This is a genomic window from Aliarcobacter lanthieri, from assembly GCF_013201625.1.
Classification (GTDB): domain Bacteria; phylum Campylobacterota; class Campylobacteria; order Campylobacterales; family Arcobacteraceae; genus Aliarcobacter; species Aliarcobacter lanthieri.
Map to the genome: position 1 here is coordinate 1,792,547 of NZ_CP053839.1, position 25,223 is coordinate 1,817,769.

Annotated in this window: 23 protein-coding genes, 7 tRNA genes and 2 rRNA genes; 7 read left to right on the forward strand and 25 right to left on the reverse strand. The window is 30.8% G+C overall.

The window, feature by feature from the left end:
- Positions 1–162 precede the first annotated feature (162 nt).
- The 15 genes from rplL to mraY form a co-directional block, all read right to left on the reverse strand.
- Positions 163–534, reverse strand: a complete 372-nt coding sequence (gene rplL, locus ALANTH_RS09070; RefSeq protein ID WP_026803888.1) for a 50S ribosomal protein L7/L12 — start codon at positions 532–534, stop codon at positions 163–165.
- 45 nt (positions 535–579) lie between these two features.
- A complete protein-coding gene (gene rplJ / locus ALANTH_RS09075; protein WP_026803889.1) occupies positions 580–1,068 on the reverse strand; it encodes a 50S ribosomal protein L10 in 489 nt (162 codons plus the stop codon).
- 162 nt (positions 1,069–1,230) lie between these two features.
- Positions 1,231–1,929, reverse strand: a complete 699-nt coding sequence (rplA, locus tag ALANTH_RS09080) for a 50S ribosomal protein L1 (protein WP_026808197.1) — start codon at positions 1,927–1,929, stop codon at positions 1,231–1,233.
- A gap of 80 nt (positions 1,930–2,009) precedes the next feature.
- Positions 2,010–2,435, reverse strand: coding sequence for a 50S ribosomal protein L11 (rplK, locus tag ALANTH_RS09085; protein WP_026803891.1), 426 nt, complete (start codon positions 2,433–2,435; stop codon positions 2,010–2,012).
- Between the two features lie 101 nt (positions 2,436–2,536).
- Entirely contained in the window at positions 2,537–3,064 is a 528-nt protein-coding gene (gene nusG / locus ALANTH_RS09090) for a transcription termination/antitermination protein NusG (protein WP_026803892.1), read from the reverse strand.
- Between the two features lie 8 nt (positions 3,065–3,072).
- Positions 3,073–3,255 carry a preprotein translocase subunit SecE gene (gene secE, locus ALANTH_RS09095; RefSeq protein ID WP_026803893.1) on the reverse strand — a complete coding sequence of 61 codons (183 nt, stop codon included), beginning with the start codon at positions 3,253–3,255 and terminating at the stop codon, positions 3,073–3,075.
- 78 nt (positions 3,256–3,333) lie between these two features.
- A tRNA-Trp gene (locus ALANTH_RS09100) sits at positions 3,334–3,409 on the reverse strand.
- Between the two features lie 36 nt (positions 3,410–3,445).
- On the reverse strand, positions 3,446–3,616 hold the full coding sequence (gene rpmG, locus ALANTH_RS09105) for a 50S ribosomal protein L33 (protein WP_024775591.1): 171 nt from the start codon (positions 3,614–3,616) through the stop codon (positions 3,446–3,448).
- Between the two features lie 9 nt (positions 3,617–3,625).
- Entirely contained in the window at positions 3,626–4,834 is a 1,209-nt protein-coding gene (tuf, locus tag ALANTH_RS09110) for an elongation factor Tu (RefSeq protein ID WP_026803894.1), read from the reverse strand.
- A 210-nt stretch (positions 4,835–5,044) separates the two neighbouring features.
- Positions 5,045–5,121: transfer RNA gene (locus ALANTH_RS09115), tRNA-Gly, on the reverse strand.
- A 9-nt stretch (positions 5,122–5,130) separates the two neighbouring features.
- Positions 5,131–5,215 (reverse strand) — tRNA-Tyr (locus ALANTH_RS09120).
- Between the two features lie 54 nt (positions 5,216–5,269).
- A tRNA-Thr gene (locus ALANTH_RS09125) sits at positions 5,270–5,346 on the reverse strand.
- An 11-nt stretch (positions 5,347–5,357) separates the two neighbouring features.
- Positions 5,358–5,433 (reverse strand) — tRNA-Phe (locus tag ALANTH_RS09130).
- 42 nt (positions 5,434–5,475) lie between these two features.
- Entirely contained in the window at positions 5,476–6,636 is a 1,161-nt protein-coding gene (murD, locus tag ALANTH_RS09135) for a UDP-N-acetylmuramoyl-L-alanine--D-glutamate ligase (protein WP_051583699.1), read from the reverse strand.
- Positions 6,637–6,648: 12 nt separating this feature from the next.
- Positions 6,649–7,710 (reverse strand): phospho-N-acetylmuramoyl-pentapeptide-transferase, encoded by a 1,062-nt coding sequence (gene mraY, locus ALANTH_RS09140; protein WP_026803896.1) that lies wholly within the window; start codon positions 7,708–7,710, stop codon positions 6,649–6,651.
- 70 nt (positions 7,711–7,780) lie between these two features.
- Between mraY and gpmI the strand changes: the two genes are divergently transcribed.
- From gpmI to ALANTH_RS09155, 3 genes are read left to right on the forward strand one after another with little or no spacing between them, the layout of a single operon-like run.
- Positions 7,781–9,256, forward strand: coding sequence for a 2,3-bisphosphoglycerate-independent phosphoglycerate mutase (gene gpmI, locus ALANTH_RS09145; RefSeq protein ID WP_026808199.1), 1,476 nt, complete (start codon positions 7,781–7,783; stop codon positions 9,254–9,256).
- Positions 9,256–9,945 carry an ATP-binding cassette domain-containing protein gene (locus ALANTH_RS09150; RefSeq protein ID WP_026808200.1) on the forward strand — a complete coding sequence of 230 codons (690 nt, stop codon included), beginning with the start codon at positions 9,256–9,258 and terminating at the stop codon, positions 9,943–9,945. Before gpmI ends, ALANTH_RS09150 begins: the two co-directional genes overlap by 1 nt.
- 2 nt (positions 9,946–9,947) lie before the next feature.
- The gene (locus ALANTH_RS09155; RefSeq protein ID WP_026808201.1) at positions 9,948–11,939 is read left to right on the forward strand and encodes a penicillin-binding protein 1A; all 1,992 of its coding nucleotides are present in this window, start codon (positions 9,948–9,950) and stop codon (positions 11,937–11,939) included.
- 113 nt (positions 11,940–12,052) lie between these two features.
- On the opposite strand, the gene glnA is transcribed toward ALANTH_RS09155, so the two are convergent.
- The 4 genes from glnA to ALANTH_RS09175 all read right to left on the reverse strand — a co-directional run bounded on the left by glnA (position 12,053) and on the right by ALANTH_RS09175 (position 15,024).
- Positions 12,053–13,480, reverse strand: coding sequence for a type I glutamate--ammonia ligase (gene glnA, locus ALANTH_RS09160; protein ID WP_026803900.1), 1,428 nt, complete (start codon positions 13,478–13,480; stop codon positions 12,053–12,055).
- Between the two features lie 70 nt (positions 13,481–13,550).
- Positions 13,551–14,354 (reverse strand): histidinol-phosphatase HisJ, encoded by an 804-nt coding sequence (locus ALANTH_RS09165; protein ID WP_026808202.1) that lies wholly within the window; start codon positions 14,352–14,354, stop codon positions 13,551–13,553.
- The gene (locus ALANTH_RS09170) at positions 14,351–14,800 is read right to left on the reverse strand and encodes a molybdopterin synthase catalytic subunit (RefSeq protein ID WP_029888398.1); all 450 of its coding nucleotides are present in this window, start codon (positions 14,798–14,800) and stop codon (positions 14,351–14,353) included. The genes ALANTH_RS09165 and ALANTH_RS09170 overlap by 4 nt, the downstream gene beginning before the upstream one ends.
- A gap of 2 nt (positions 14,801–14,802) precedes the next feature.
- The gene (locus ALANTH_RS09175) at positions 14,803–15,024 is read right to left on the reverse strand and encodes a MoaD/ThiS family protein (protein ID WP_026803903.1); all 222 of its coding nucleotides are present in this window, start codon (positions 15,022–15,024) and stop codon (positions 14,803–14,805) included.
- Positions 15,025–15,096: 72 nt separating this feature from the next.
- Here ALANTH_RS09175 and ALANTH_RS09180 point away from each other — a divergent pair, with 72 nt between their 5' ends.
- Both ALANTH_RS09180 and ALANTH_RS09185 read left to right on the forward strand, forming a co-directional pair.
- Positions 15,097–15,765 (forward strand): MqnA/MqnD/SBP family protein, encoded by a 669-nt coding sequence (locus ALANTH_RS09180; protein ID WP_026803904.1) that lies wholly within the window; start codon positions 15,097–15,099, stop codon positions 15,763–15,765.
- Positions 15,762–16,529, forward strand: a complete 768-nt coding sequence (locus ALANTH_RS09185) for an undecaprenyl-diphosphate phosphatase (RefSeq protein ID WP_026803905.1) — start codon at positions 15,762–15,764, stop codon at positions 16,527–16,529. The genes ALANTH_RS09180 and ALANTH_RS09185 overlap by 4 nt, the downstream gene beginning before the upstream one ends.
- On the opposite strand, the gene ALANTH_RS09190 is transcribed toward ALANTH_RS09185, so the two are convergent.
- Both ALANTH_RS09190 and ALANTH_RS09195 read right to left on the reverse strand, forming a co-directional pair.
- The gene (locus ALANTH_RS09190; protein ID WP_026808204.1) at positions 16,521–17,543 is read right to left on the reverse strand and encodes a UDP-N-acetylglucosamine--N-acetylmuramyl-(pentapeptide) pyrophosphoryl-undecaprenol N-acetylglucosamine transferase; all 1,023 of its coding nucleotides are present in this window, start codon (positions 17,541–17,543) and stop codon (positions 16,521–16,523) included. The two genes, ALANTH_RS09185 and ALANTH_RS09190, sit on opposite strands and share 9 nt — an antisense overlap.
- Positions 17,540–18,811 carry an FtsW/RodA/SpoVE family cell cycle protein gene (locus ALANTH_RS09195; RefSeq protein WP_026808205.1) on the reverse strand — a complete coding sequence of 424 codons (1,272 nt, stop codon included), beginning with the start codon at positions 18,809–18,811 and terminating at the stop codon, positions 17,540–17,542. Before ALANTH_RS09195 ends, ALANTH_RS09190 begins: the two co-directional genes overlap by 4 nt.
- A gap of 18 nt (positions 18,812–18,829) precedes the next feature.
- On the opposite strand from ALANTH_RS09195, the gene ALANTH_RS09200 reads away from it, so the two are divergent.
- Together ALANTH_RS09200 and ALANTH_RS09205 are read left to right on the forward strand one after the other, a co-directional pair.
- Complete coding sequence (locus tag ALANTH_RS09200) at positions 18,830–20,707, forward strand: peptidoglycan D,D-transpeptidase FtsI family protein (protein ID WP_228282871.1); 1,878 nt, start codon at positions 18,830–18,832, stop codon at positions 20,705–20,707.
- Between the two features lie 14 nt (positions 20,708–20,721).
- Complete coding sequence (locus ALANTH_RS09205) at positions 20,722–21,228, forward strand: peptidylprolyl isomerase (RefSeq protein WP_026803909.1); 507 nt, start codon at positions 20,722–20,724, stop codon at positions 21,226–21,228.
- Between the two features lie 247 nt (positions 21,229–21,475).
- On the opposite strand, the gene rrf is transcribed toward ALANTH_RS09205, so the two are convergent.
- The 4 genes from rrf to ALANTH_RS09225 all read right to left on the reverse strand — a co-directional run bounded on the left by rrf (position 21,476) and on the right by ALANTH_RS09225 (position 25,194).
- Positions 21,476–21,591, reverse strand: a 5S ribosomal RNA gene (gene rrf / locus ALANTH_RS09210).
- Between the two features lie 169 nt (positions 21,592–21,760).
- Positions 21,761–24,673: ribosomal RNA gene (locus ALANTH_RS09215) — 23S ribosomal RNA — on the reverse strand.
- A 349-nt stretch (positions 24,674–25,022) separates the two neighbouring features.
- A tRNA-Ala gene (locus tag ALANTH_RS09220) sits at positions 25,023–25,098 on the reverse strand.
- A 19-nt stretch (positions 25,099–25,117) separates the two neighbouring features.
- A tRNA-Ile gene (locus ALANTH_RS09225) sits at positions 25,118–25,194 on the reverse strand.
- Between the last annotated feature and the right edge of the window lie 29 nt (positions 25,195–25,223).

Sequence of the window (25,223 nt, forward strand, 5' to 3'; positions counted from 1 at the left end):
CACCTTGTTATAAAATTTGGTTGAATTGCTTTTATTAGTATAAAGCACAAAAGCATCCATAAAGGATAAGGTTAAAATTTCAAGAAACTTTAACCTTAGCCTTCAAAGATGCTAAACTATATATAGGGAAATCCCTATATACCGTTAAGTTTAAAGTTAAAATTATTTAACTTCTACTTTAGCTCCAGCAGCTTCTAACTGAGCTTTAATTGCATCAGCATCAGCTTTAGAGATTCCTTCTTTAATTGTTGAAGGAGTTTGCTCAGCTGCATCTTTAGCTTCTTTTAATCCTAAACCAGTAATTGCTCTGATTTCTTTAATTACATTGATTTTTTTGTCTCCTGAATCTAAGATGATAACATCAAATTCAGTTTTTTCTTCAGCAGCTTCAACAGCAGCAACTGCTCCACCAGCAACTGCAACAGGTTGTGCAGATACACCAAATTTTTCTTCAAATTCTTTTACTAACTCTGATAATTCTAGTACAGATAAACCAGAGATAAATTCTAAAACATCTTCTTTAGAAATTGCCATTTTCTATCCTTTTTATATTTTTTTGTTATTTATTAGCTTAAATAATTAAGCAGCCTCTTCTTCTTTTTTTCTTCTAAGAGCATCAAGACCAATAGTAAAGTTTCTAACTGGTCCCATCCATACAGATGCAAGCATTCCAAGAAGTTCTTCTCTAGATGGTAATTTAGCAAATGCATTAACTCTAGCAACATCTGCAATTTCACCTTCAATAATTCCTGATTTAATAGCAAACTTATCTTTGTTAGATGAAGCAAATTTATCAGCAACTTTACAAGCTGAAATTTGATCTTCTGACCACAAATAAATATTTGTTCCACTTAAATCAATATCACCTAATTCAGCAGCTTGAACAGCTTTTACAACTAAAGTATTTTTAATAACTTGAACTTTAGTATTATTAGCTTTTGCTTCTTTTCTTAAAGATTCTAACTCTCTATGAGTAAGACCTTTATAATCACAAACAACAACTGCTAAAGAGTTTTTAAATTCAGATGATAAATGGTTTATAATTTCTGATTTTTCTTGTCTTGTCATTATTATTTTCCTCCTTTCAAAACATCATCCTAGGCGGGCTTTACAAGAAACGAAGGAAGTTTCTTACCAGCTGTCTTCAGTTTTATGTCAGTGCTTTGAATAACACTCAAAAATATTGAAATACATTCAACACTTCTGAATATTAAAAAGACAAGGAAAACCTTATCTTATTTCTAATAATTCCATATTATCTAATGTAATTGATGGACTCATAGTTAAACTAATAGCTGCATTAGTGATATATCTTCCTTTTGCAGTTGATGGTTTAGCTTTGTTAATAGCTGATATAAATGCTTCTGCATTCTCTTTAATAGCTTCTGAACTAAAAGAAACTTTTCCAATAGCAGCTTGCATATTACCTTTTTTATCAACTCTATATGTCACTTGACCACCTTTAGCATCGTTAACTGCTTTAGTAACATCCATAGTAACTGTTCCAGTTTTAGGATTTGGCATTAAACCTTTTGGTCCTAATATTCTTCCTACTTTACCAACAATTCCCATACAATCAGGAGTTGCTATTAATACATCAAAGTTAATGTTTCCAGCTTGGATAGCTTCTGCTAAATCGTCATTTCCAACAATATCAGCACCAGCAGCTTTTGCTTCATCAAGCTTTACACCTTTTGCAAATACTGCAACTCTAACAGTTTTTCCTGTACCATTTGGAAGCACAACTGCTCCTCTAATCATTTGATCTGCATGTCTTGGATCTACATTTAAGTTAAGAGCGATTTCAACACTCTCATCAAATTTAGCAGATTTTAATTCTTTTAAAGTTGTACAAGCTTCAGCTAAAGAGTATTTTCTATCTTCAACTTTTGCACTCAATGCTTTATATCTTTTTGAAATTTTTGCCATATTCTTCTCCGCAATATTTATTTTTTTGCTTCCACTATTTAAAAGACTAGTGGTTAGACTTTATATATCAAAACAGAATATTATAATTCTGTTTCAATTCCTATTGATCTAGCTGAACCAGCAACAATTTTTGCTGCAACTTCTCTATCATCAGTATTTAAATCTTTGATTTTCATATCAACGATTTCCATAATTTGATCTTTAGATAATTTCCCAACTTTATTTTTAAGTGGATTATCACTACCTTTTTTAACTCCAGAAACTTTTTTAATAAGTTCTGTCATAGGTGGTTGTTTTACTTCAAAAGTAAAACTTTTATCTGCATAAATAGTAATAATAACTGGTAATCTATATCCAGCTTTTTCTTTTGTTTTCTCATTGAATGCTTTACAGAATTCCATGATATTAACACCTCTTTGCCCTAATGCTGGACCAACTGGAGGAGATGGGTTTGCTGCACCTGCAGGTATTTGTAGTTTTAAATAACCTTGAATTTTCTTAGCCATGCTATTCCTTTAAAAAATTTTAATGATTTTAATGATTAGACATTAGGCAAAAAAACTAAAAAAGAAGCTAGTTTCTTTGCCTAATGCCTAAAATTAAAAATTTATACTATTCTTTCAACTTGAGTATACGATATTTCTACTGGTGTATTTCTTCCAAAAATAGAAACATTAAGTTTTAAGACACCTGATACCATATCAAAGTCTTCAACTATACCATTGAAGTTTGCAAATGGACCTTCATTTATTCTTACCATTTCTCCTTCATCAAAAGAGATTTTTGGTTTTGCTGCTGCTTTATTTTTAGCTTTTTCTAAAATAAGATTTATATCTTTATCACTTAAAGCTGTTGGCTTTTTTGATTCTCCAATAAATCTTCCAACCTTCGGCATTGATTGAATTCTATGCCATAATGCTGTATCTAAGTCAATTTTAGCAAATGCATAAGCTGGATACAAAGGTCTTTCAACTATAGTTTTTTTACCTTTTTTTACTTCAATTAAGTCTTCAGTAGGAACTAAAACTTCAGCAATTCTATCATCTGCCATTTCATCAGCTAATTTAACTAATGCTTTTTTTACAGATAATTCACTTCCTGAATAGGTTTGTATTGCGTACCATTTATGTGCCATATTTTTCCTTAATTAATTATTGAAGATAAACTAATTGACATAATTCCATCAATTATAGCTAAGAATATAGTTATAACAGTCACAACAATAAATACAGATAAGTATGCAGTTCTTATTTGTTCTTTTATAGGAAAGATAACTTTAGACAACTCTGATTTTACATTATTGAAATAACTACTAACTTTACTCACTAACTTCTCCGATTCTACAATTTGATCTTTAAATTCTATAAAAGGAACTTTTTAAGAACACTTTATAAAACTTAAAAGTGGCAGGCCAGGAGGGACTCGAACCCCCATCACTCGGATTTGGAATCCGATGCTCTACCATTGGAGCTACTGACCTAAAAAGATTAAGTCTGCATTAGCAGACTTAATCTCATCAAGATTTTAACTTTACTTCTTTATGTGTAGTATGTTTTTTTAATCTTGGACAATATTTTCTAACCTCAAACTTTTCAGTATGAGTTTTTGGATTTTTCCAAGTAGTGTAGTTAATGTCTCCACTTTCTTGACATTTTAATCCAATTTTAATTCTTACTGCATTTGCCATCAATAATCCTTATTTAATTATTTCTGAAACAACTCCAGCACCTACAGTTCTTCCACCTTCTCTAATAGCGAATTTAGTTCCTTTATCTAAAGCGATTGGAGCAACTAATTCAACTGTCATTTCTACGTTATCACCTGGCATAACCATTTCAGTACCTTCAGCTAAAGTACAAGAACCTGTTACGTCTGTTGTTCTAACATAGAATTGTGGTCTATATCCACTAAAGAATGGAGTATGTCTTCCACCTTCTTCTTTTGAAAGGATATAAACTTCACATTTAAAAGTTGTATGTGGAGTAATTGTTCCTGGTTTAACAAGAACTTGTCCTCTTTCAACATCTTCTTTTTTAATACCTCTTAAAAGAATACCGCAGTTATCTCCAGCTTGACCTTGTTCCATCTCTTTTCTAAACATTTCAACACCAGTAACTGTTGTTTTTCTTGTATCAGAGAATCCAACGATTTCAATCTCTTCACCAACTTTAATAGTACCTTGCTCAATTCTTCCAGTAACAACTGTTCCTCTTCCTGAAATAGAGAAAACATCTTCAACTGGCATTAAGAAAGATTTTTCAGTATCTCTTTCTGGAGTTGGAATATATTCATCAACTGCATCCATTAATGCAACGATTTTTTCAGCCCATGGTCCAACAGCACCTTTTTTAGCTTCTTCTAAAGCTTGGAATGCAGAACCAGCAACGATTGGAGTATCATCACCTGGGAAATCATACGTAGATAGTAATTCTCTAATTTCCATTTCAACTAATTCTAACATTTCATCTTTGTCAGAAGGATCTAATTGATCTTCTTTATTTAAGAATACAACGATATATGGAACACCTACTTGTTTAGATAATAGGATATGCTCTCTTGTTTGAGCCATTGGTCCATCAGTTGCAGCAATAACTAAGATAGCTCCATCCATTTGAGCAGCACCAGTAATCATGTTTTTAACATAATCGGCGTGACCTGGACAATCTACGTGTGCATAGTGTCTTTTATCAGTTTCATACTCAATATGAGAAGTAGCAATAGTAATTCCTCTTTCTCTTTCTTCTGGAGCATTGTCGATTTGATCGTAATCTTTCATTTCTCCACCATATTTAAGTGCCAATACTGCAGAAATTGCAGCAGTTGTAGTAGTTTTACCGTGGTCAACGTGTCCAATTGTACCAATGTTTACGTGCGGCTTATTTCTTGAAAACTTTTCTTTTGCCATAGGAATTCCCCTTCTAAATTTATTTTACTTAATTTTGCCCTCTGAGTAGATAAGCCAGCAGGCTTCTCTATTCAGAGGGGGATTTGTTTTACACAAATTGAATGTGTATTATATTAACTAAATACTAAAAACTAAATTAATGGGATATAAAAATTAGAGTTATAAAAAAAATTTGCGTTTATAACTCAGCTCCCAGTAATCAATAAATAATGGAGCGGGAGACGAGACTCGAACTCGCGACAGTCTGCTTGGAAGGCAGAAGCTCTAGCCAACTGAGCTACTCCCGCAACATTGCGTGGTGGTGAGAGAAGGATTTGAACCTTCGAAGCCGTAGGCGGCGGATTTACAGTCCGCAGGATTTGACCACTCTCCAACCTCACCGTTGAAAAATTATTGTTCTGGTCAAGCGCTGTTTCTTAAACTTACGCAAGACAATGGAGCTGGTGAAGGGAGTCGAACCCCCGACCTGCTGATTACAAATCAGCTGCTCTAGCCAACTGAGCTACACCAGCACCAAATAAAATGGTGGTTCGAGACAGAATCGAACTGTCGACACAAGGATTTTCAATCCTTTGCTCTACCGACTGAGCTATCGAACCACTGTAAATTGGAGTGAGATTATACAGCTTAAAATATTAATTCTAACTTAAATTTTTAACATATTTTTTGAATTCCTCTCCTCTTTCAGCATAAGATTTAAATTGATCTAAAGAAGCTGCTGCAGGAGATAAAAATCCAATACTATTTTCTTTCATATTAATATCTATAATTTTTACTGCATTTTCTAAAAAGTCACATTTATTTACTTTTATATTAAATTTACAGCAGAAATCTACTATTTTTTGTGAATTTGAACCAATAGAATAAACTTCAATATCTAAATTCTTAATATTATCAAAAAGTGGTTCAAGATTTGCACCTTTATCATCTCCACCTAATATAATATGTATATTATTATTTTTATATGGAACTAATGCATTTATAGTTGCATCAACATTCGTAGCTTTACTATCATCAATCCATAATCTATTTTTAATATCCTTAAATTCTTCAACTTTGTGTTTATCTATTTTGAATTGATTAATTAAGTCATAATTTACATCATTAGTTAATATTTTTCTAACACTCATAGCTAAAAGTGCATCTAATAAAAATGGTTCCTTAAAAAGCAAATTATCTTTTTTAAATCCAAAATATTTGCAAATATCATCGCTATTATTATATGTAATTAAAAAAGCATCTGTTTTTATATTTTTAAATTCATCTGGAATTATTGCAATATCATTTTCTTGCATAAACATAAGTGGTTTAAGTTTTGCTTTTTTATATTCTTCAAAACTTCCATGCCATGTTATATGATCTTCAGTTATTGGTAAAAGAATATAAATATTTGGCTTAGCTTTATTTGTATAATGTAAAGTAAAAGATGAAGTTTCTAAAATCCAAATCTTTTTATTAATATCCAGTCCACTTAAAGGAACACCAATGTTACCACCATAAATAGAATCATATTTTTCAAGAAGATGTTGTGTCATTTGAGTTGTAGTTGTTTTCCCATTTGTTCCACTAATCCATATAGAAAAAGGCATCTCTTTATAAAATAAATCATAATCACTTAATAAATTTTTTGAATATTTTACAAGTTCGTTATAAGGAGGAATTCCAGGACTTACAACTGTAATATCATCAGAGTATTTATCAAATTTATCTAAATCTACATCATCAAAAAGCTTCGCATTTGGAAACCTTTTCTTTAATGCATTTGCTGTTTTCCCTTTTCCTAAAATTCTCAAATTATCCAAAGTATCTCTCTTTTATCTTAATTTTAAACTTAATAATGCAACTAAATTTGCCATAAATGAAATAATCCAGAATCGAACTATTATCTTATTTTCTTTCCAACCTTTTTGTTCAAAATGGTGATGAATTGGAGCCATTAAAAAAACTCTTTTTTGTCTTAGTTTATATGAACCAACTTGAAGCATAACTGAAACTGTTTCTAAAACAAATATAAATCCTATTGCTAAAAGAAGAAGTTCTGATTTAGAAACAATTCCTAAATATCCCATAAAAGCACCTAATGGTAAAGAGCCACTATCTCCCATAAAAACCTCAGCAGGATAAGCATTAAACCATAAAAATCCTATTAATGCTCCAACAATCCCTGCTCCCATTACAGCTAATTCGCCTGCAATAGTAATATTAGGTAATAATAAATAATTAGCAAAAATAGCATGCCCTACAACATACACTAAAATAGACAATGTTGTAAAAGCTAGTATAGAAGGAACAGTTGCAAGTCCATCAAGTCCATCCGTAAGGTTTACCGCATTAGATGAACCAACGATTACAAACATCCAAAAAACTATTGAAAAAGCTCCCATTTCAAAAAGTGGAAATTTATAAAATGGTGTATACAAATCTGTTGTATGTCCAAAATAATATAAAGTTCCTACAACAATTAATGCACTTAAAAATTGTAAAATAAGCTTCATTCTAGCACTTAACCCTGCATTGTTTTTTGCTTTTAAAATTTTTGACAAGTCATCTTGTATTCCAATAAATGAGAATAAACCTAAAGTTAATAATCCACCAACAACATAAAAGTTATTTAGTTTTGCAGTTAAAACAGTTGCAATTAATGTTGAAAATATAAATACAACTCCACCCATTGTTGGAGTTCCAGCCTTTATTTGATGCCCTTCTGGTGCTAATTCATAAATTGGTTGAGAAGCTTTCTTTTTTTTAGCCCATCTTATAAATTTTGGCATTAAATACATAGTTAAAACAAAAGCTATAAAAAAGCTAATTCCTGCACGAACAGAGATATATTGTAAGATATTGATTTCTAAATGTCTATAGAGCCAGTAAAACAAAATTAAACCTTGATTTTGATATAATAGGTGCGAATTATATTATATTATACTTTTTAAAAGGTTTAAACAAATGAGCAATAAAACACTATTAATTATAACAGATGGTATTGGGCACAATGATTCAAAAAATTACAATGCTTTTTGTAGTGCTAAAAAACCAGCTTATGATTATTTATTTGAAAATGTACCTTACTCTTTAATACATACTTATGGTGAACATGTAGGACTTCCTGATATGCAAATGGGAAATAGTGAAGTAGGACATATGACTATTGGAAGTGGAAGAGTTTTATATCAAGATTTGGTAAAAATTCACCTTGCAATTAAAAATGATACTTTAAAAGACAATGAAATTTTAAATAATACTATTTCAAAATCAAATAATATCCATTTAATTGGACTATTAAGTGATGGAGGAGTTCACTCTCATATTGATCATATTATTGCTCTTGCAAAAATATCTAAAAATCAAGGTAAAAAAGTATTTATCCATGTCATAACAGATGGAAGAGATGTTGCACCAGATTGTGCAAGAACATACATAAATCAAGTTTTAGAAATATGTAATGAAGATATAAAGATAGCTACAATATCAGGAAGATACTATACGATGGATAGAGACAATCGTTGGGATAGAGTAAAAAAAGGATATGATGCAATAACTTATGCAAGACCAAAAACTCAAAATGATATTTTAACTTATGTAAAAAACTCTTATGAGAATAAGATGTTTGATGAATTTATTGAACCTGTTGCTTTTGAAGATTATGATGGAATAAAAGAGAATGATGGAATAATATTCTGTAATTTTAGAAGTGATAGAATGAGAGAAATTTCTAGTGCTTTTGCAAAAACGGATTTTAATGAGTTTAAAACTTTTAGTAACTCTTTAAATTTATCTAGTATGACACAATATGACAAGAATGTATTTATTCCTGTACTTTTCCCAAAGGATAGTCCAAAAAATACATTAGCTGAAGTTATAGCAAATGCTGGACTTTCACAACTTCACACAGCTGAAACTGAAAAATATGCTCACGTAACATTTTTCTTTAATGGAGGGGTAGAAGAACCTGTTTTAAATGAAACTAGAGTTTTAATTCCATCTCCTGATGTTTCAACTTATGATTTAAAACCAGAAATGTCAGCACCTGAAGTAGGAGAAGCGGTGAGAACTGCTATGAAAAACCATACAGATTTTATAGTTGTAAACTTTGCAAATGGTGATATGGTAGGGCATACTGGAGTTTTTGAAGCAGCAGTTAAAGCCGTTGAATCAGTAGATAAAGAAATCGGTCTTATTTTAGATGTTGCAAAACAAGAAGATTATAATATTATTCTAACATCTGACCATGGAAATTGTGAAATGATGAGAGATGATGAAGGAAATATTTTAACAAATCATACTGTTGGAGATGTATACTGTTTTGTTATGGCAAAAAATGTAACAAAAGTAAAAAATGGAAGTTTAAATAATATAGCTCCAACAGTTTTAAAACTTATGAACTTAGATATACCAAAAGAAATGGATGAACCACTAATCTGATGATAAACATAAAAAGATTAAAAATATGTGTAGAAAATAAAGAATTAGTAGATATAAATTTTAAAATATCTAGTTCTACTGCACTTATTGGAGAAAGTGGAAGTGGAAAATCTTTAACTTTAAAAGCTTTATTAAATTTACTTCCAACTTCTTTAAATCAAGACATAGACATAACTTCTCCTTTTGAATTAAATTACAATACAGTTGGATTTATTCCTCAAAATCCGTTTACTTCACTTTCTCAAATGACAAAAATAAAAAATCAAATTTTTTGTAGTGATGAGAAAAAAGAAGAAGTTTTTAAACTTTTAAATTTATCTTTAGATATTTTAAATAAATATCCATCTCAAATTAGTGGTGGACAAATACAAAGAGTAGTTATTGCTATAGCTATTAGTAGAGATATAAAACTTCTTTTACTTGATGAACCAACAACGGCATTAGATTTAGAGAATAAAACAAATATAATAAAAATTATTCAAGATCTACAAAAAAAGCTTGACATAAAAATACTATTTGTAACACACGATATTGATTCAATAAAAGATATTTGTAATGATATTGTAATCTTAAAGTATGGTAAAATTATAGAGGTTGGTAAGACTATAGAAGTTTTAAAAAATCCATCAAATATTTATACAAAAGAGTTAATTAACTCAACATTTAAAAATAAAGAATTTAGGAAATAACAATGTTAAAATTTTTAACAAAAGCAATTTTTTTCATATCGTTAGTAGTAGGAGCTATTATATTAGTTCTTATATACGACTTATATGAAGAGATAAAAGATGACATTGATAGTGTTGTAAACTATCAACCAAAACAAAGTACACAATTTTTTGATAAAAATGGGAAGCTTTTAGCAAATACTTTTAAAGATGAAAATAGAGAATATGTAAATTATGATGATATTCCAGCACGTGTTATTGAAGGACTAGTTGCAATAGAAGATACACAATTTTTTGAACACTTTGGTATAAATCCAGATGCAATAAGTAGGGCTATGATTAAAAACATTCAATCTGGTGGATATAGTGAAGGAGCGAGTACTCTAACTCAACAATTAATCAAAGTTTTAGTTTTAAGTAGAGAAAAAAAGCTTATGAGAAAAGTAAAAGAAGCTTTACTTGCTATTCGTCTTGAAACTCTTTTAACAAAAGAAGAAATATTAGAAAGATACTTAAATCATGTATATTTTGGACATGGATACTATGGAATAAAAACTGCAGCAAAAGGTTATTTTAAAAAAGAGTTATATGAACTTACTCTAAAGGAAATAGCAATTTTAGTTGGTCTTCCAAGAGCACCTAGCTTTTATGATCCAACAAAAAATCTTCAAGTCTCTTTAACAAGAGCAAATCAAGTAATTACAAGAATGAACAGTTTAGGGTGGATAAGTAATGAACAATTTGAAGAGTCAATAAATGAAATACCAACAATTTATAATCAAACTTTAACACAAAATATTGCTCCATGGGCAGTTGATTATGCAATAAATGAGTTGATAAATGATGTTCCAGATATTTTATATGGTGGATATAAAGTATATTTAACAATAGACTTACAAGCACAAGAAATCGCACAAGAAGCTTTAAAGAAATCTTATGATGAAGCTATGAAAAGAGACTCAAATATACGAGAAAATTCAAAAAATCCCGATAATGATGCATTTACAAAAGAATTAAATGGAGCAATGATCACTTTAGAAAACAATACAGGTAAAATTTTAGCTATGGTTGGGGGAGTTGATTATTCTCAATCAGTATTTAATAGAGCTTTTCAATCTAAAAGACAAGCAGGAAGTGCAATAAAACCATTTTTATATCAAACTGCTCTAAATGAAGGATATAATCCATCTTCTCAGCTATTTGATATTTCAAGAACATATACGTATACAGTAGGTGGTGTTCAGAAGAAATGGCAACCTAGAAATTATGGTGGAAATTTTAAAGGTATTGTAACATTAAGAGATTCTTTAGTTCAATCAAGAAATTTATCAACTCTAAATTTAGTTACTGATGTAGGAGTGGATATTACAACAAATGATTTAAAAAGATATGGATTTAAAGATGTAGTAAATAATCTTTCTGTAACTTTAGGTTCAATGAGTGTATCTTTAGTAGAATTTAGCCAAGCATATACTATTTTTTCAAACAATGGAGTTCAAACAAAACCTTATATTGTAGAACAAATTGTAAATAAAGATGGTAAAGGAGTAACTTTTGAACCTATAAAAACAGAAATAAATCCTATTGAACAATCATATTTAATAACTTCGATTTTAAAAGATGTAGTTACAAAAGGAACAGGAAGAAGAGCAGCTGTTGATGGTATTGAACTTGCAGGGAAAACTGGGACAACAAATGATAATATAGATGCTTGGTTTTGTGGCTATTCTCCTTCTATTCAAACTATTGTTTGGTTCGGAAATGATAACAATAAACCTATGAGAAAATCAGAGACAGGAAGTACCCTTGCCGCTCCAGCTTTTTCATACTTTTTCAAAAAATACATTGAACTTTATCCTGAAATTCCAAGAACTTTTACAAAACCTGAAAATGTTTATTTAGGGCATTTTAATGGTACTGATGAATATTATACAGATTTATCTCCATTACCAGATATTGACTCACAAATTCTACTAGAACAATCAAATCCAAATGAAGAAGTTTTAGAATTCTAATATTATTAAAAAGTATAGATATCTTCTATACTTTTTTATTTATTATATTTTTAAGATTTAGGATTAAGTATTTCAAATAAAAGTAAGTAGATAAAATCCACTTACTTTTATTTTTAACAAGAGTACATTGTTTTAAATTCAAAAGGTGTAGGTCTAGCCTCATAAGGCCAAACTTGAGTTGAGAATTTATAATGCTGATAAGTATTTATCATATCTTTTGTGAATGCTGGTTTTAAGAATTCATTATCTCTTATTAATGCTTCTAAAGAACCTCTTAATGTATGTGGCATTTGAGGGATATCTCTTTCTCTAATTTCATCTAAAGATAATTCAAATAAATCATCATCCATAGGTCCTATTGGTTCATATTTATTTTTTATTCCATCAAGTCCAGCCATTAACATAGAAGCAAAAGCTAAATATGGGCAAGCTGTAGAATCAGGAAATCTCATTTCTACTCTTGTTGATTTTTCACCAGCTCCATAAGGAATTCTACAAGATGCACTTCTATTTTGAGAAGAATAAGTCAAGATAGATGGTGCTTCAAACCCAGGAATTAATCTTTTATATGAGTTTGTTGATGGATTTGTAAAAGCAGCAACAGCTCTTGCATGTTTAAAAATACCACCAATATACCATCTTGCCATATCACTTAAATTTCCATACTCACCTTTTTTATAAAAAAGATTTTTACCATCTTTCCAAATACTTTGATGAACGTGCATTCCACTTCCATTATCCCCATAAAGTGGTTTTGGCATAAATGTTGCAGATTTTCCATTTAAATGAGCAACCATTTTAACAACATATTTTAGTTTTTGAACATTATCACTAGCTTCTATTAAATCCCCATAAACAATACCAATTTCATGCTGTCCTTGTGCAACTTCATGATGTCCTAAAACAACTTCCAACCCTACTTGTTCTAAAACCTGCATCATTTCAGCTCTTATATCAACTCCATTATCAATAGGAGCTACAGGAAAATATCCACCTTTAAGACCTGGTCGATGTCCTATATTTCCACCTTCATAATTTTTTGCACTATTCCATTCACCATCTTCACTATCTACTCTAAAAGATGATTCATTTACACTATCTTTAATTTTTACATCTTCAAAAATAAAAAACTCATTCTCAGGTCCAAAATAAGCAACATCACCTACATTAACTTCAGCTAAATATTCTACTGCTTTTTTAGCTATTGATCTTGGACATTTTTCATACATTTGTTCTTTATAAATATCATAAACATCACAGATTACAATTATCGTACTATCAGCTGTAAATGGATCTAAAAATGCAGTTGGTACATCTGGTTTTAAAATCATATCTGATTTATGAATTGGTTGCCAAGCATCAATTGATGATCCATCAAAAGGCATACCATTTGCTAATAAATCTTCATTTATTGCTTTAAAATTATATGTAACATGGTGCCACATACCTTTCATATCAGTAAATCTAAAATCTACAAATTTAACTTCATTCTCACTACAAAAACTAAAAAACTCATCTATACTATTTACAAATTTTCCCATCTCATTTATCTCCAAAAAATTTAAGATATAATTTTATCTAAACTAAACAAAATTCTTTATTTATACTAAATTAAAAATTCACCAATTTTCTATCTTTATTATCAAAAGTCATACATTTTGTAAAGCCTATTTGTTTTGCTAGATTTGTAGACTCTTCATATCCAAAACCAATATGTTGAATACTATGTGCATCAGAACCAAATGTTATATTTATTCCTAATTCAAAAGCAATTTCTAAAAGATCTTTTGAGGGATAAGTTTCACCTATTGGTTTTCTAAGTCCTGCTGGATTTATTTCTATAACCATATTTGATTTTTTTATAGCGTTTAAAGCATTTTTTGCTAATATTCTGATATCTTTTTTTGGTAAAAATTTAAAAACTTTAATTAAATCTAAATGCCCTACTACATCAAAAAGTTTAGTTTTTGCCATAGCCTCTATGGCATCAAAGTATTCTTGCCATATACTATCTATATCTTTTGATTGATAAACACCTATAAATTCTGGATTATCAAACCCCCACATATCATCTTTATTTTTTAAAAAGTGAACAGAACCTATTAAATAATCTACTTTAGCATTTATTATCTCATCAAGTAAATATCCATCTAAAAAATCTACTTCATAAGCAAATAAAACTTTTATTTTATTTTTATAAAACTCTTTTGCCTCTCTTATCCATCTTTCATAAATATCTTTTTGAGATAAACTCATTCTATATTTTGGGTCATAATTCATAGGAGCATGACATGAAAAACCATATTCATCTATTCCTATTTCTATAGCTTTTTCTACATACTCAAAAACTGTTCCTGTTGCATGATTACACAACATTGTATGATTATGTAAATCTACTCTTTTTATATCTTTCATAATAATATTCCTGCTCCATTTATTTTTTGGCTTCTATCTTTTGCATACTCTCTTTTTCCATTTAATATATCATATTTCCAGATTGGAGCATTTGCTTTAAAATCTTCTACGAAATCATCAATAAGTTCTAATGATATTCTTCTTTTTGGACTACAAACTCCAGCTATATAAGAACTCTCATGATTTAATACATCACCTAAACTATGAGCCATAAAAACTATAGCATTTTGTTTTTGGGCTTTTTCTTGCCAAGAATCAAACCAAGATTTTAAAATTGGCTCATAAATATCAAAAGATAAACCTTCAATATTATTTTCATCTCTTACAATTCCAACAAAAGTTATAAATGCTCCATAATTAAAATTTTTATACTTTTCATACCAAGCATTATAAATTTTTTCTATTGGTAAATTTCCTTTATGTATTTGTAAATTCTCACCAAGCAAAATCAACCTCCACAAACAGGAGGAAGTAAAGATACTTTATCTCCATTTTTTAATTCAAAATCTTTTGAAAAAACTAAAGTATCATTTACAGCAACGGCACAAGTTTCAATCCAAGAAGAAAAATCTTTATCATTTTTTAAAATAGAACTTAATTCTTTTAAATTTTTAATATCTAAATTTATATCATCTTTATTTATAGGACCTAAAAATTCAATTTTTACCAATTTTAATCCTTTCTTATTTTTTTTACACTATTATATCAACTTAATTTTAAAACATTTTAAGGCAACAATTTTATGATATTTTCAAAAATTGATTTTATAAACTTATTACCTTTTCATATTTATATCAAAAAAAATATAAAATCGAATCAACTTAGATCAAGTATTGAGTATAAAAAATCTTATCCATCAATTATTACTAATAATTTTAAAAAAAGAAAAGTTCACAGTGCATTTATATCTTCCATTGGTTCAAGAGGTGAGAAGTTTTTAGACTTTGGAATAATTGCAAGAGATTATGTAGATTCTGTTTTTGTTTTACCAAATAGAGTATCAAAAGATGATTTTCAATCAAAAACTTCAAATGCTTTAGCAAAAGTACTAGATTTAAAAGGAGAGATAATCATTGGAGATAAAGCTTTGAAATTTTTTCTTGAAAATAAGAATGAAGAAATTATTGATTTAGCAAAAGCTTGGCAAAATAAATACAATCTACCATTTGTTTTTGCTGTTTTATGTTACAACAAATATGAAAAAAGATTAAGAAAGATTACAAAAAACTTTAATAAAAGCCATATAAAAATCCCTCAATATATTTTAGATATTTATTCAAAAAGAAGTGGAATTTCAAAACAAAATATTTTAATGTATTTAAAAAAAATAGATTATGATGTAGGATATAAAGAAAAAAAAGCTTTAAAACTATTTTTAAAACTTACAAAAGAAAAAGGAATTATTTTATGACAATATTTGATGCAATATGGCTTGGTATTATAGAAGGAATTACAGAGTTTATCCCTGTATCTTCAACTGGACATTTAATAGTTTTAAGTGAATTATTAGGGTTAGAACAAAATAGTGTAAATAAAGCATTTGAAGTTATTATTCAACTTGCAGCAATTATGGCTTTAGTATTTATATATCCATCTAAATTTACTTTTAAACATATAAATCTTTGGTTAAAAATTGCATTAGCTTTTATACCTATTGGTATTACTGGATTAATATTTTCTGAACAAGTAAAAAATTTATTTAGTATTGAAATCGTTGCCTATATGTTTATTATTGGTGGGATTGTGTTCTTAATAGTTGAAAAATTTTATGATGAAAATAAAAAACATATTTCTAATGTTGAAGATGTTAGCTTTAAACAAGCTTTCTATATTGGACTTGCACAAATTTTTGCTTTAATTCCTGGTACTTCAAGAGCAGGAGCTAGTATTATTGGAGCTATGCTTGTAGGATTTAATAGAAAAGCTAGTGCTGAATTTTCATTTCTTTTGGCAGTTCCTGTAATGGTTGCAACAACTTTTTATGACGTTTATAAAAACTATGAAGATATAATTCAAGGTGGTAATTTTTTAAATTTAGCTATTGGTTTTATAGTATCTTTTATTGTTGCTTTTATAGTAATTAAAATATTTTTAAAATTTCTAGAAAAATTTACATTCGTAGCCTTTGGTATTTATAGAATTTTATTTGGTATTTTAATCTTATTTTTATTCTAAAATATCGTCAACAATATATTTTATAGCATTTGGTTTAATAATATCTCTTAAACCAAAGCTAATTTGTTCTATATTGCTATTTAAACATTCAAAAAAATAACTTTCATTTAGCTCATCTTCATTTTGTAAAAAACATAATTTTTTATCCATTAAAGCTTTTGCATTAAAATATTGATGATTAGCTGCTGCATATTTAAATGGAATAAAAAAAGTTGGTAGATTATTAGCACAAAGTTCAAACAAAGTTGAAGCTCCAGCCCTACTAACACAAAAATCAGCCTCATTCATCTTAGAAACAATATCTTTTGTAAAATCAAAAATATCGACATCTATATTCTTATTTCTATAAAATTCTTTTACTCTTTCAAAATCATTTTTCCCAGCTTGATGAATTATTTTTATACCTAATTCATCTAATTTAGGTGCGACTTTTAATGCAAAATTATTTATAGCAACTGCACCTTGAGAACCACCAAAAAATGCTATAGTTTTTATCTCTTTTCTAATCCTTGAACTTTCAAAAAACTTTAGATCAACAGGATAATCTTTTACTTTTGAATTTTCTAAAAAAGATGAATAAACATTTGAAGCAAATTTTGAAGTTAACTGGTTAAGTTTACCCATTTTTGAGTTTTGTTCATGAATAAAAAACTTACAATTTCTTTTCAAAATAGCAGCAAAACTAGCTGGTGCTGCTGAAAATCCACCAACTGAAATAACCTTTTTTACTCTATATTTATTATATATTTTTAAACACTCTAAAGATTTTGAAAACATATTTACTAAAGAAAAAAGCTTACTCAATCCTTTTTTATTAACAACACCACTTGTAGTTAAAAATATAGCTTCACTTAATCTTTTATCACCTTCAAACCAAGCTTTATCTTGTCCTTTTGTAGAACCTATAAAAATAATATTAAAATTTCTACTTTTTAACTCTTCAATAAAAGCATCTGCAACTTTTAAATGACCTCCTGTTCCACCACCAGTTACAACAATATACTCTTTTTTCATCTTATTATAATCCTTTGGTTAACTTTTTGTTTTGGAATACTTTTGGTAGGAATATGTTTTTTTGCTGTTCTACTAATAGATAAAACTAATCCAATAGCAAAAGAAGTTGTCAATAATGATGAACCTCCATAAGATAGAAATGGTACAGCAATACCTTTAATTGGAATTATACCTGCAACTCCAGAAGAGTTTATTAAAAAGGCAATAATTATCATCAAAGCAATTCCTGTTGTAAATAAATAATATACTTTATTTTCAACATTTTTACTAATCTTAAATATTCTTACTATAATAAGAAATAATACAAGTATAATACAAAAAAAACCAATCCAACCTATTTCTTCAGTAATACCAGCTAATACAAAGTCTGTATGAACTTCAGATAAAAACCCCATTTTTAGATTTCCATTTCCGATTCCTTGACCAAAAAAATCCCCATTATGTATAGCATTTAAAGAATGTGAAACTTGATATGGCTCTGGAAGGTTTTTGATTCTTAAATATTGTTCAAAAGATGATGGTAAAACAGACAATATACCATCTTGAACCATTGACCACCATGAGTGAATTCTATTGATTCTATGTGGTGCTGCAATAATTAATCCTAAAAGCCCAACAATAGCTATCAAAAATAAAACTAAAATAATTTTAAAAGATCTATTTGCAAATAGTATTAATATAAGCATAATTGATGCTAAAAGTACAACTTGACCTAAATCTTTTTGTAAAAATGCAACAATAAAAACAACTAAGAAAAATAGTAAAAAATATGGTGACAAAAGTAGTAAATCACCAAAAAGTCCTTGCTTTGGTTGATGAATTACTTTTCTATAAAAAGACCAAGATAAAAAATATATAAATCCTATTTTAAAAATTTCAATAGGAGACAATGAAAATCCAGGAAGTCTTATCCACCTATTTGCTCCACCTGAAGCAGTTACTAAAGAAGCTGGTAAAAATGGCATAGCAATCATCAATAAGAATCCAATAATAAATAGTGTCATTCCTATTTTAAACATTATTTTATCAGGATTCAATCTTGCCATAAACCACATCATAAATATACAAAATATTCCAACTAGTCCTTGTCTTAAAACATAGTGAAATTGTCCATATCCCATAAATTCAACAGTATATATAGTAAGTGAATATGAAAAAACTATACTAGTTATAATCAATATTGACACTAAAATAAACAAAAGATAATCAGGTTCACCTAAATTAGCACCTGTAGTTAATAGTTTAAACTTATTTTTGATATAATTCATGCCCTATTATATAATATTATGGATAAAGATGTCTTCAAAAAAATGCAATTAGAACAAAAAATCATAGAAAACAAAAAGAAAACAAGAAAAATTATAATCTTACTTTCTTTAATTGCTTTAGGGCTATTTATAGTGTCATTCTCATTTTTCAGAACTGTACATGAAAAAAGAACTCTTCCTTCACTAAAAGGTGAAAAAAATGAATTAGCAGTTAGAGGAAATATTGTAAGCCAAGACAACTTTAACCTTGTATCTTCAAAAAAAGTATATAAAGCTGGACTTGATACAAGATATTTAAATCCAGAAAAAAAAGAACTATTTTTAAAACTTTTCTCTATTTATAGTGGAATAGATTATCAAGAATTAGAAAAAAAATTAAATGATGCAGAAAAATCACCTGGATATGTAGTTTTATCTTATAATATAGACTCTAGAGCAGCTAAAAACCTAAAAGAATTAGATATAAAACTAAATCAACTAAATGTTTTTATTCCAAGAAAAGGTGGTAGTTTAAGCTTAATTAGAAGATTAGAAATAAGTGAAAGTGGAGAAAAAAGAACTTTTTCTTATGATGATACTTTAACTCCTGTTTTAGGATACAACTCAAAATTTGAAACAAAAGATGGTAAAACAAAAGTAAATGGAGTAAAGGGATTAGAAAGAATTTATAACTCAACATTAAATGATGTAAAAGATGGTGTATTAAAAGGATTTAGAGATGTTATCTCTTATATTTATTTTGATAAAAACTCAATAATGTCTCATAGCATTGATGGATATAGTCTAAATCTAAATATTCCCTTGAAACTTCAAAAAAACAATGAAACAACCCTAGATATACATAAAAAAAGAACTCAAGCAGATGAAATTTTACTTACAATCATGGAAAGTCGTACTGGTAAAATTATTTCTATGGCTTCATCAAATAGATTTAATCCAGAAAAAATAAAACAAACAGATATTCCTTATTTGAATGTAAATGCTGTAGAATATCAATTTGAACCTGGTTCTGTTGTAAAACCTTTATCTATATCTTTAGTTATGGATAAAGGAAGAATAAAAAAGAATGAATATTTCTCAGCATTTAATCAATCTAGTGTCAAAGGTGCTTATCCTATTGGAAAATTTACTATAAAAGATGACCACGCTTTCCCAAAAGGAAATATTTCATTAGATGATGTTGTAATATTTTCTTCTAATATTGGAACACTACAAATTGCACAAAGACTTACTGGTCCAGAATTTTATGAAGGTATGAAAAAATTTGGCTTCACACAAAAAACTGGAATTGACCTACCTTATGAAAAGAAAGGTGTTATGCCAAAACTTTGGCAATTTTCTGTTGGAGACAAACAGAAAAAAGACAATATTTATAAGGCTACTGTATCTTTTGGTCAAGGTATGACATCAACTTTTATACAATTAATTAAAGCTTATTCTGTATTTAATAATGATGGAAAAATGGTAACTCCACAAATTGTATCTTACTTAAGTCGTGATGGAAAGAAATATGAGTCACCATTCTTTAAAGAACCAGAACAAGTGATTTCAAAAGAAGTTGCAGACGAAATGAAAAGAATGCTTATAAAAACTGTTACTGATGGAACAGGTAGAAGTGCTAGAATAGATGGGCTAGAAATTGGAGGGAAAACGGGAACAGCACAAATTGCTGGAGGAACTGGATACTTAAAAAAATATATTTCTTCATTTATAGGTTTTGTAAATGATGAAAAAGGAAATTCTTATACTATTGGAGTAACTGTTATAAATCCACTTCCAGTTCGTCCATACTACTATGCTGCACAATCAGCAGTACCTGTTTTTAAAGAAATAATTCAAAACTTAATAAAATTAAACTACTTATATCCAAAAGAAGATATAATTCAAAAAAATTAAACCAAAGGAAAAATATGTTTTTTAAAAAAGAATTAAAAGAATATAATTACTCAAAAGAAGAGTTAGCAAAATTTAACTATGCAAAAATCACAACTGATAGAGGTGTTATTTGGATTAAACTTTTCAATGATGCAACGCCAAATACAGTTTCAAACTTTGCAACTTTAGCAAATGATGGTTTTTATAATGGTTTAAATTTTCATAGAGTAATATCTGGATTTATGGCACAAGGAGGTTGTCCAGATGGAACTGGTATGGGAGGTCCTGATTGGGCTATCAAATGTGAGATAGATGCTCCAAAACAAGTTCATAATAAAGGTAGCTTATCTATGGCTCATGCTGGAAGAAATACTGGTGGAAGCCAATTCTTCATATGCTTTGTACCTTGTCCTCACCTAGATAGAAATCATACAGTTTTTGGTGGGATTGAAGAAGGTGATACAGAAAGCTTTAAAAATTTAGATTCTATAAAACAAGGTGATAAAATAGTTTCTATTGAAATTTTAGAACAATTAAATTAAATATAATTCAAGATTTCTCTTGAATTATATTTAATCATTATCTATAAATACACAATACTTTGAAACTCAGACCTAAGGTTTATATTATAAATAATTAATAACTCAATATAAATAAGATAGCATATAAAAGGACAAAAAAAAGGGGGGGGAAAAAAGATATTAAATTGTTGAATAAATTGTATAAGAAGGGATACCTTCCCTAAAACACTAGATAAAGTAGCTTAGGAAAGGCATTAAAGACTCAAAGAGTTAGCGATGACCTACGTTTCCACCGGGGGACCCAGCAGTATTATCGGCGATGAAGTGCTTGACTACCAGGTTCGGAATGGGGCTGGGTATTTCCACTTCTCTGTAACCACTAACAAAGTTGAGTATTAAAAGAATCATAGAGATAATCTCTTAATACTCAACTTTAACAAAAGAGTTAAAGGAATAAAGATAATGTTAAAGTCTTAAAAGTAAATTTTCAAAAAAAAACCTACACAAATATAAAGTAAAGATATACTTAATAAGATAGTAAACCAAAGAAATAAAAAATAAGCCAAACGTTCTATTAGTACTGGTCAGCTAAACGCCTTACAACGCTTACACATCCAGCCTATCAACCAGCTAGTCTTGCTGGGAACTTCAGGGAAAGTTCATCTTAGAGTTGGCTTCGAGCTTAGATGCTTTCAGCTCTTATCACATCCGTACGTAGCTACCCAACGATGCTCTTGGCAGAACAATTGGTACACTAGTGGTACGTTCATCCCGGTCCTCTCGTACTAGGGACAAATCTCTTCAACTTTCCTACGCCCACGGAAGATAGGGACCGAACTGTCTCACGACGTTCTGAACCCAGCTCGCGTACCGCTTTAAATGGCGAACAGCCATACCCTTGGGACCGACTACAGCCCCAGGATGCGATGAGCCGACATCGAGGTGCCAAACCTCCCCGTCGATGTGAGCTCTTGGGGGAGATCAGCCTGTTATCCCCGGCGTACCTTTTATCCTTTGAGCGATGGCCCTTCCACGCAGAACCACCGGATCACTATGACCGACTTTCGTCTCTGTTCGACTTGTAGGTCTCACAGTCAAGCTAGTTTATGCCATTATACTCAACAAGCGATTTCCATCCGCTTTGAACTAACCTTTGTAAGCCTCCGTTACTATTTAGGAGGCGACCGCCCCAGTCAAACTACCCACCAGACATTGTCCTGAAAGAGGATAACTCTTCGCAGTTAGTAACTCAAATATTCAAGGGTGGTATCTCAAGGATGGCTCCGACTCTACTGGCGTCTAGTCATCATAGCCTCCCACCTATCCTGCACATGAATATCCAAGCTACAGTGTCAAGCTGTAGTAAAGGTGCACGGGGTCTTTCCGTCTTTCCGCGGGTAGGAGGAATTTTCACCTCCACTACAATTTCACTGGATCCCTCTTTGAGACAGCTCCCATCTCGTTACGCCATTCATGCAGGTCAGTATTTAACTGACAAGGAATTTCGCTACCTTAGGACCGTTATAGTTACGGCCGCCGTTTACTCGGGCTTCAATCAAATGCTTCGCTTGCGCTGACATCATCAGTTAACCTTCGAGCACCGGGCAGGCGTCACACCTTATACATCCACTTACGTGTTAGCAAAGTGCTGTGTTTTTGGTAAACAGTCGGGAGGGACTCTTTGTTGCAACCTCTTTGGCTTTTTGAAGCAAGTTCATATACCAAAGTAGGCACACCTTATACCGAAGATACGGTGCTATTTTGCAGAGTTCCTTAAAGAGGGTTCTTCCACGCGCCTTAGAATACTCATCCCACCCACCTGTGTCGGTTTACGGTACGGGCAACATATAATATACTTAGTGGCTTTTCTTGGCACGACAGTATCATCGATTCTCCATCTCCTCCGAAGAGTGTCAAGAGCCTGTAAGATCTCGGTCTAATGTTAAGCGGATTTGCCTACTTAACAACCTACGTCCTTCGAGCCACACTTCCATCCGTGACCTCGATTAACTCTATGCGTCCCCACATCGCGCTTATATGTTGGTATTGGAATATTAACCAATTTGCCATCGTCTACCCCTTTCGGACTCGACTTAGGTCCCGACTAACCCTACGATGACGAGCATCGCGTAGGAAACCTTGGGTTTTCGGCGAACAGGATTCTCACCTGTTTTATCGCTACTCATGCCTGCATGCTCACTTCTATCCGCTCCAACGCTCCTTACCGGTACATCTTCTACGCTGAATAGAACGCTCTCCTACCACTTGTACATAGTACAAGTCTAAAGCTTCGGTGTACATCTTAGCCCCGTTATATTTTCCGCGCAGAATCACTAGACCAGTGAGCTGTTACGCTTTCTTTAAAGGATGGCTGCTTCTAAGCCAACCTCCTGGTTGTCACAGTAACTCCACATCGTTTTCCACTTAGATGTAACTTAGGGACCTTAGCTGTTAGTCTGGGTTGTTCCCCTCTCGACGATTGATTTTATCACCCACCGCCTGACTCCTGTGATTCCACATATAGTATTCATAGTTTGATAGGGTTTGGTACCGCGGTAAGCAGCCCTAGCCCATTCAGTGCTCTACCCCTATATGCTACAACACAAGGCTATACCTAAATATATTTCGGAGAGAACCAGCTATCACGAAGTTTGATTGGCCTTTCACCCCTATCCACAAGTCATCCCAAGACTTTTCAACGTCAGCGGGTTCGGTCCTCCACTGGCTCTTACACCAGCTTCAACCTGCTCATGGATAGATCACTTCGTTTCGGGTCTGCAGCTAGTGACTATGGCGCCCTATTAAGACTCGCTTTCGCTACGGCTTCGTACTTGACTTAACCTTGCCACTAACCACAACTCGCAGGCTCATTATGCAAAAGGCAGTCCATCACCCTGATAAATCATAGGGCTCTGAATGATTGTAAGCTAATGGTTTCAGGTTCTATTTCACTCTGCTCGCTGCAGTACTTTTCACCTTTCCCTCACGGTACTTGTTCACTATCGATCTGTAAGTAGTATTTAGGATTGGAGGGTGGTCCCCCCAGATTCAGTCAAAATATCACGTGTTCCGACCTACTCAGGATACTATTAAAATTATTGATGATTTAAATTACAGGAGTTTCACCTTCTATGCTACACTTTTCCAAGTATTTCATCTATCATCTTTAATTTACGTTATAGTCCTACAACCCCCAATGCAAGCATTGGGTTTGTCCTAATCCGCGTTCGCTCGCCGCTACTTACGGAATCTCTTTTGATTTCTCTTCCTCTAGCTACTGAGATGTTTCACTTCACTAGGTTCGCTCCCCGTAGGGTAATATATATCTCTATATACTGGGTTGCCCCATTCAGAAATCCACGGATCAAAGCTCTTTGGCAGCTCCCCGTGGCTTATCGCAGCCTAATACGTCTTTCATCGCCTCTTACAGTCTAGGCATCCACCATTAGCCCTTAATAGCTTATTATTGCCTGATAAATATATCGCTATATTTATCAATTTGTTTTGATAATATTCTTTGGCTACTATCTTATTAAATATATTCTATTTAATAATTTAGTTGTGTTCTATCTATAGTTATATAATAAATTAAATCTATTCTAATTTATCACAAATTATTGATATGAAATTTTTTTTATTTAAAATTAAATATTACTATTTAATCTTACGAAAAAATTTTAAAGACTTTAACATTATATTTTTAAATATCGTACTATTTTAATAACTATTGTTATCTTTTTAGTGTTCTTTAGGATAAATCCTAATATAAATCTTATCTGCTATAAAACTTATATTAGAATTTCTTTAAATATATATGGTGGAGAATAGCGGGATCGAACCGCTGACCTCCTGCGTGCAAAGCAGGCGCTCTCCCAGCTGAGCTAATTCCCCAACAAAGATTATCTTATTATGGTGGGCCTATCAGGACTTGAACCTGAGACCTCACGATTATCAGTCGAGCGCTCTAGCCAGCTGAGCTATAGGCCCATTTACCTATATATTTATTCAAATAATCT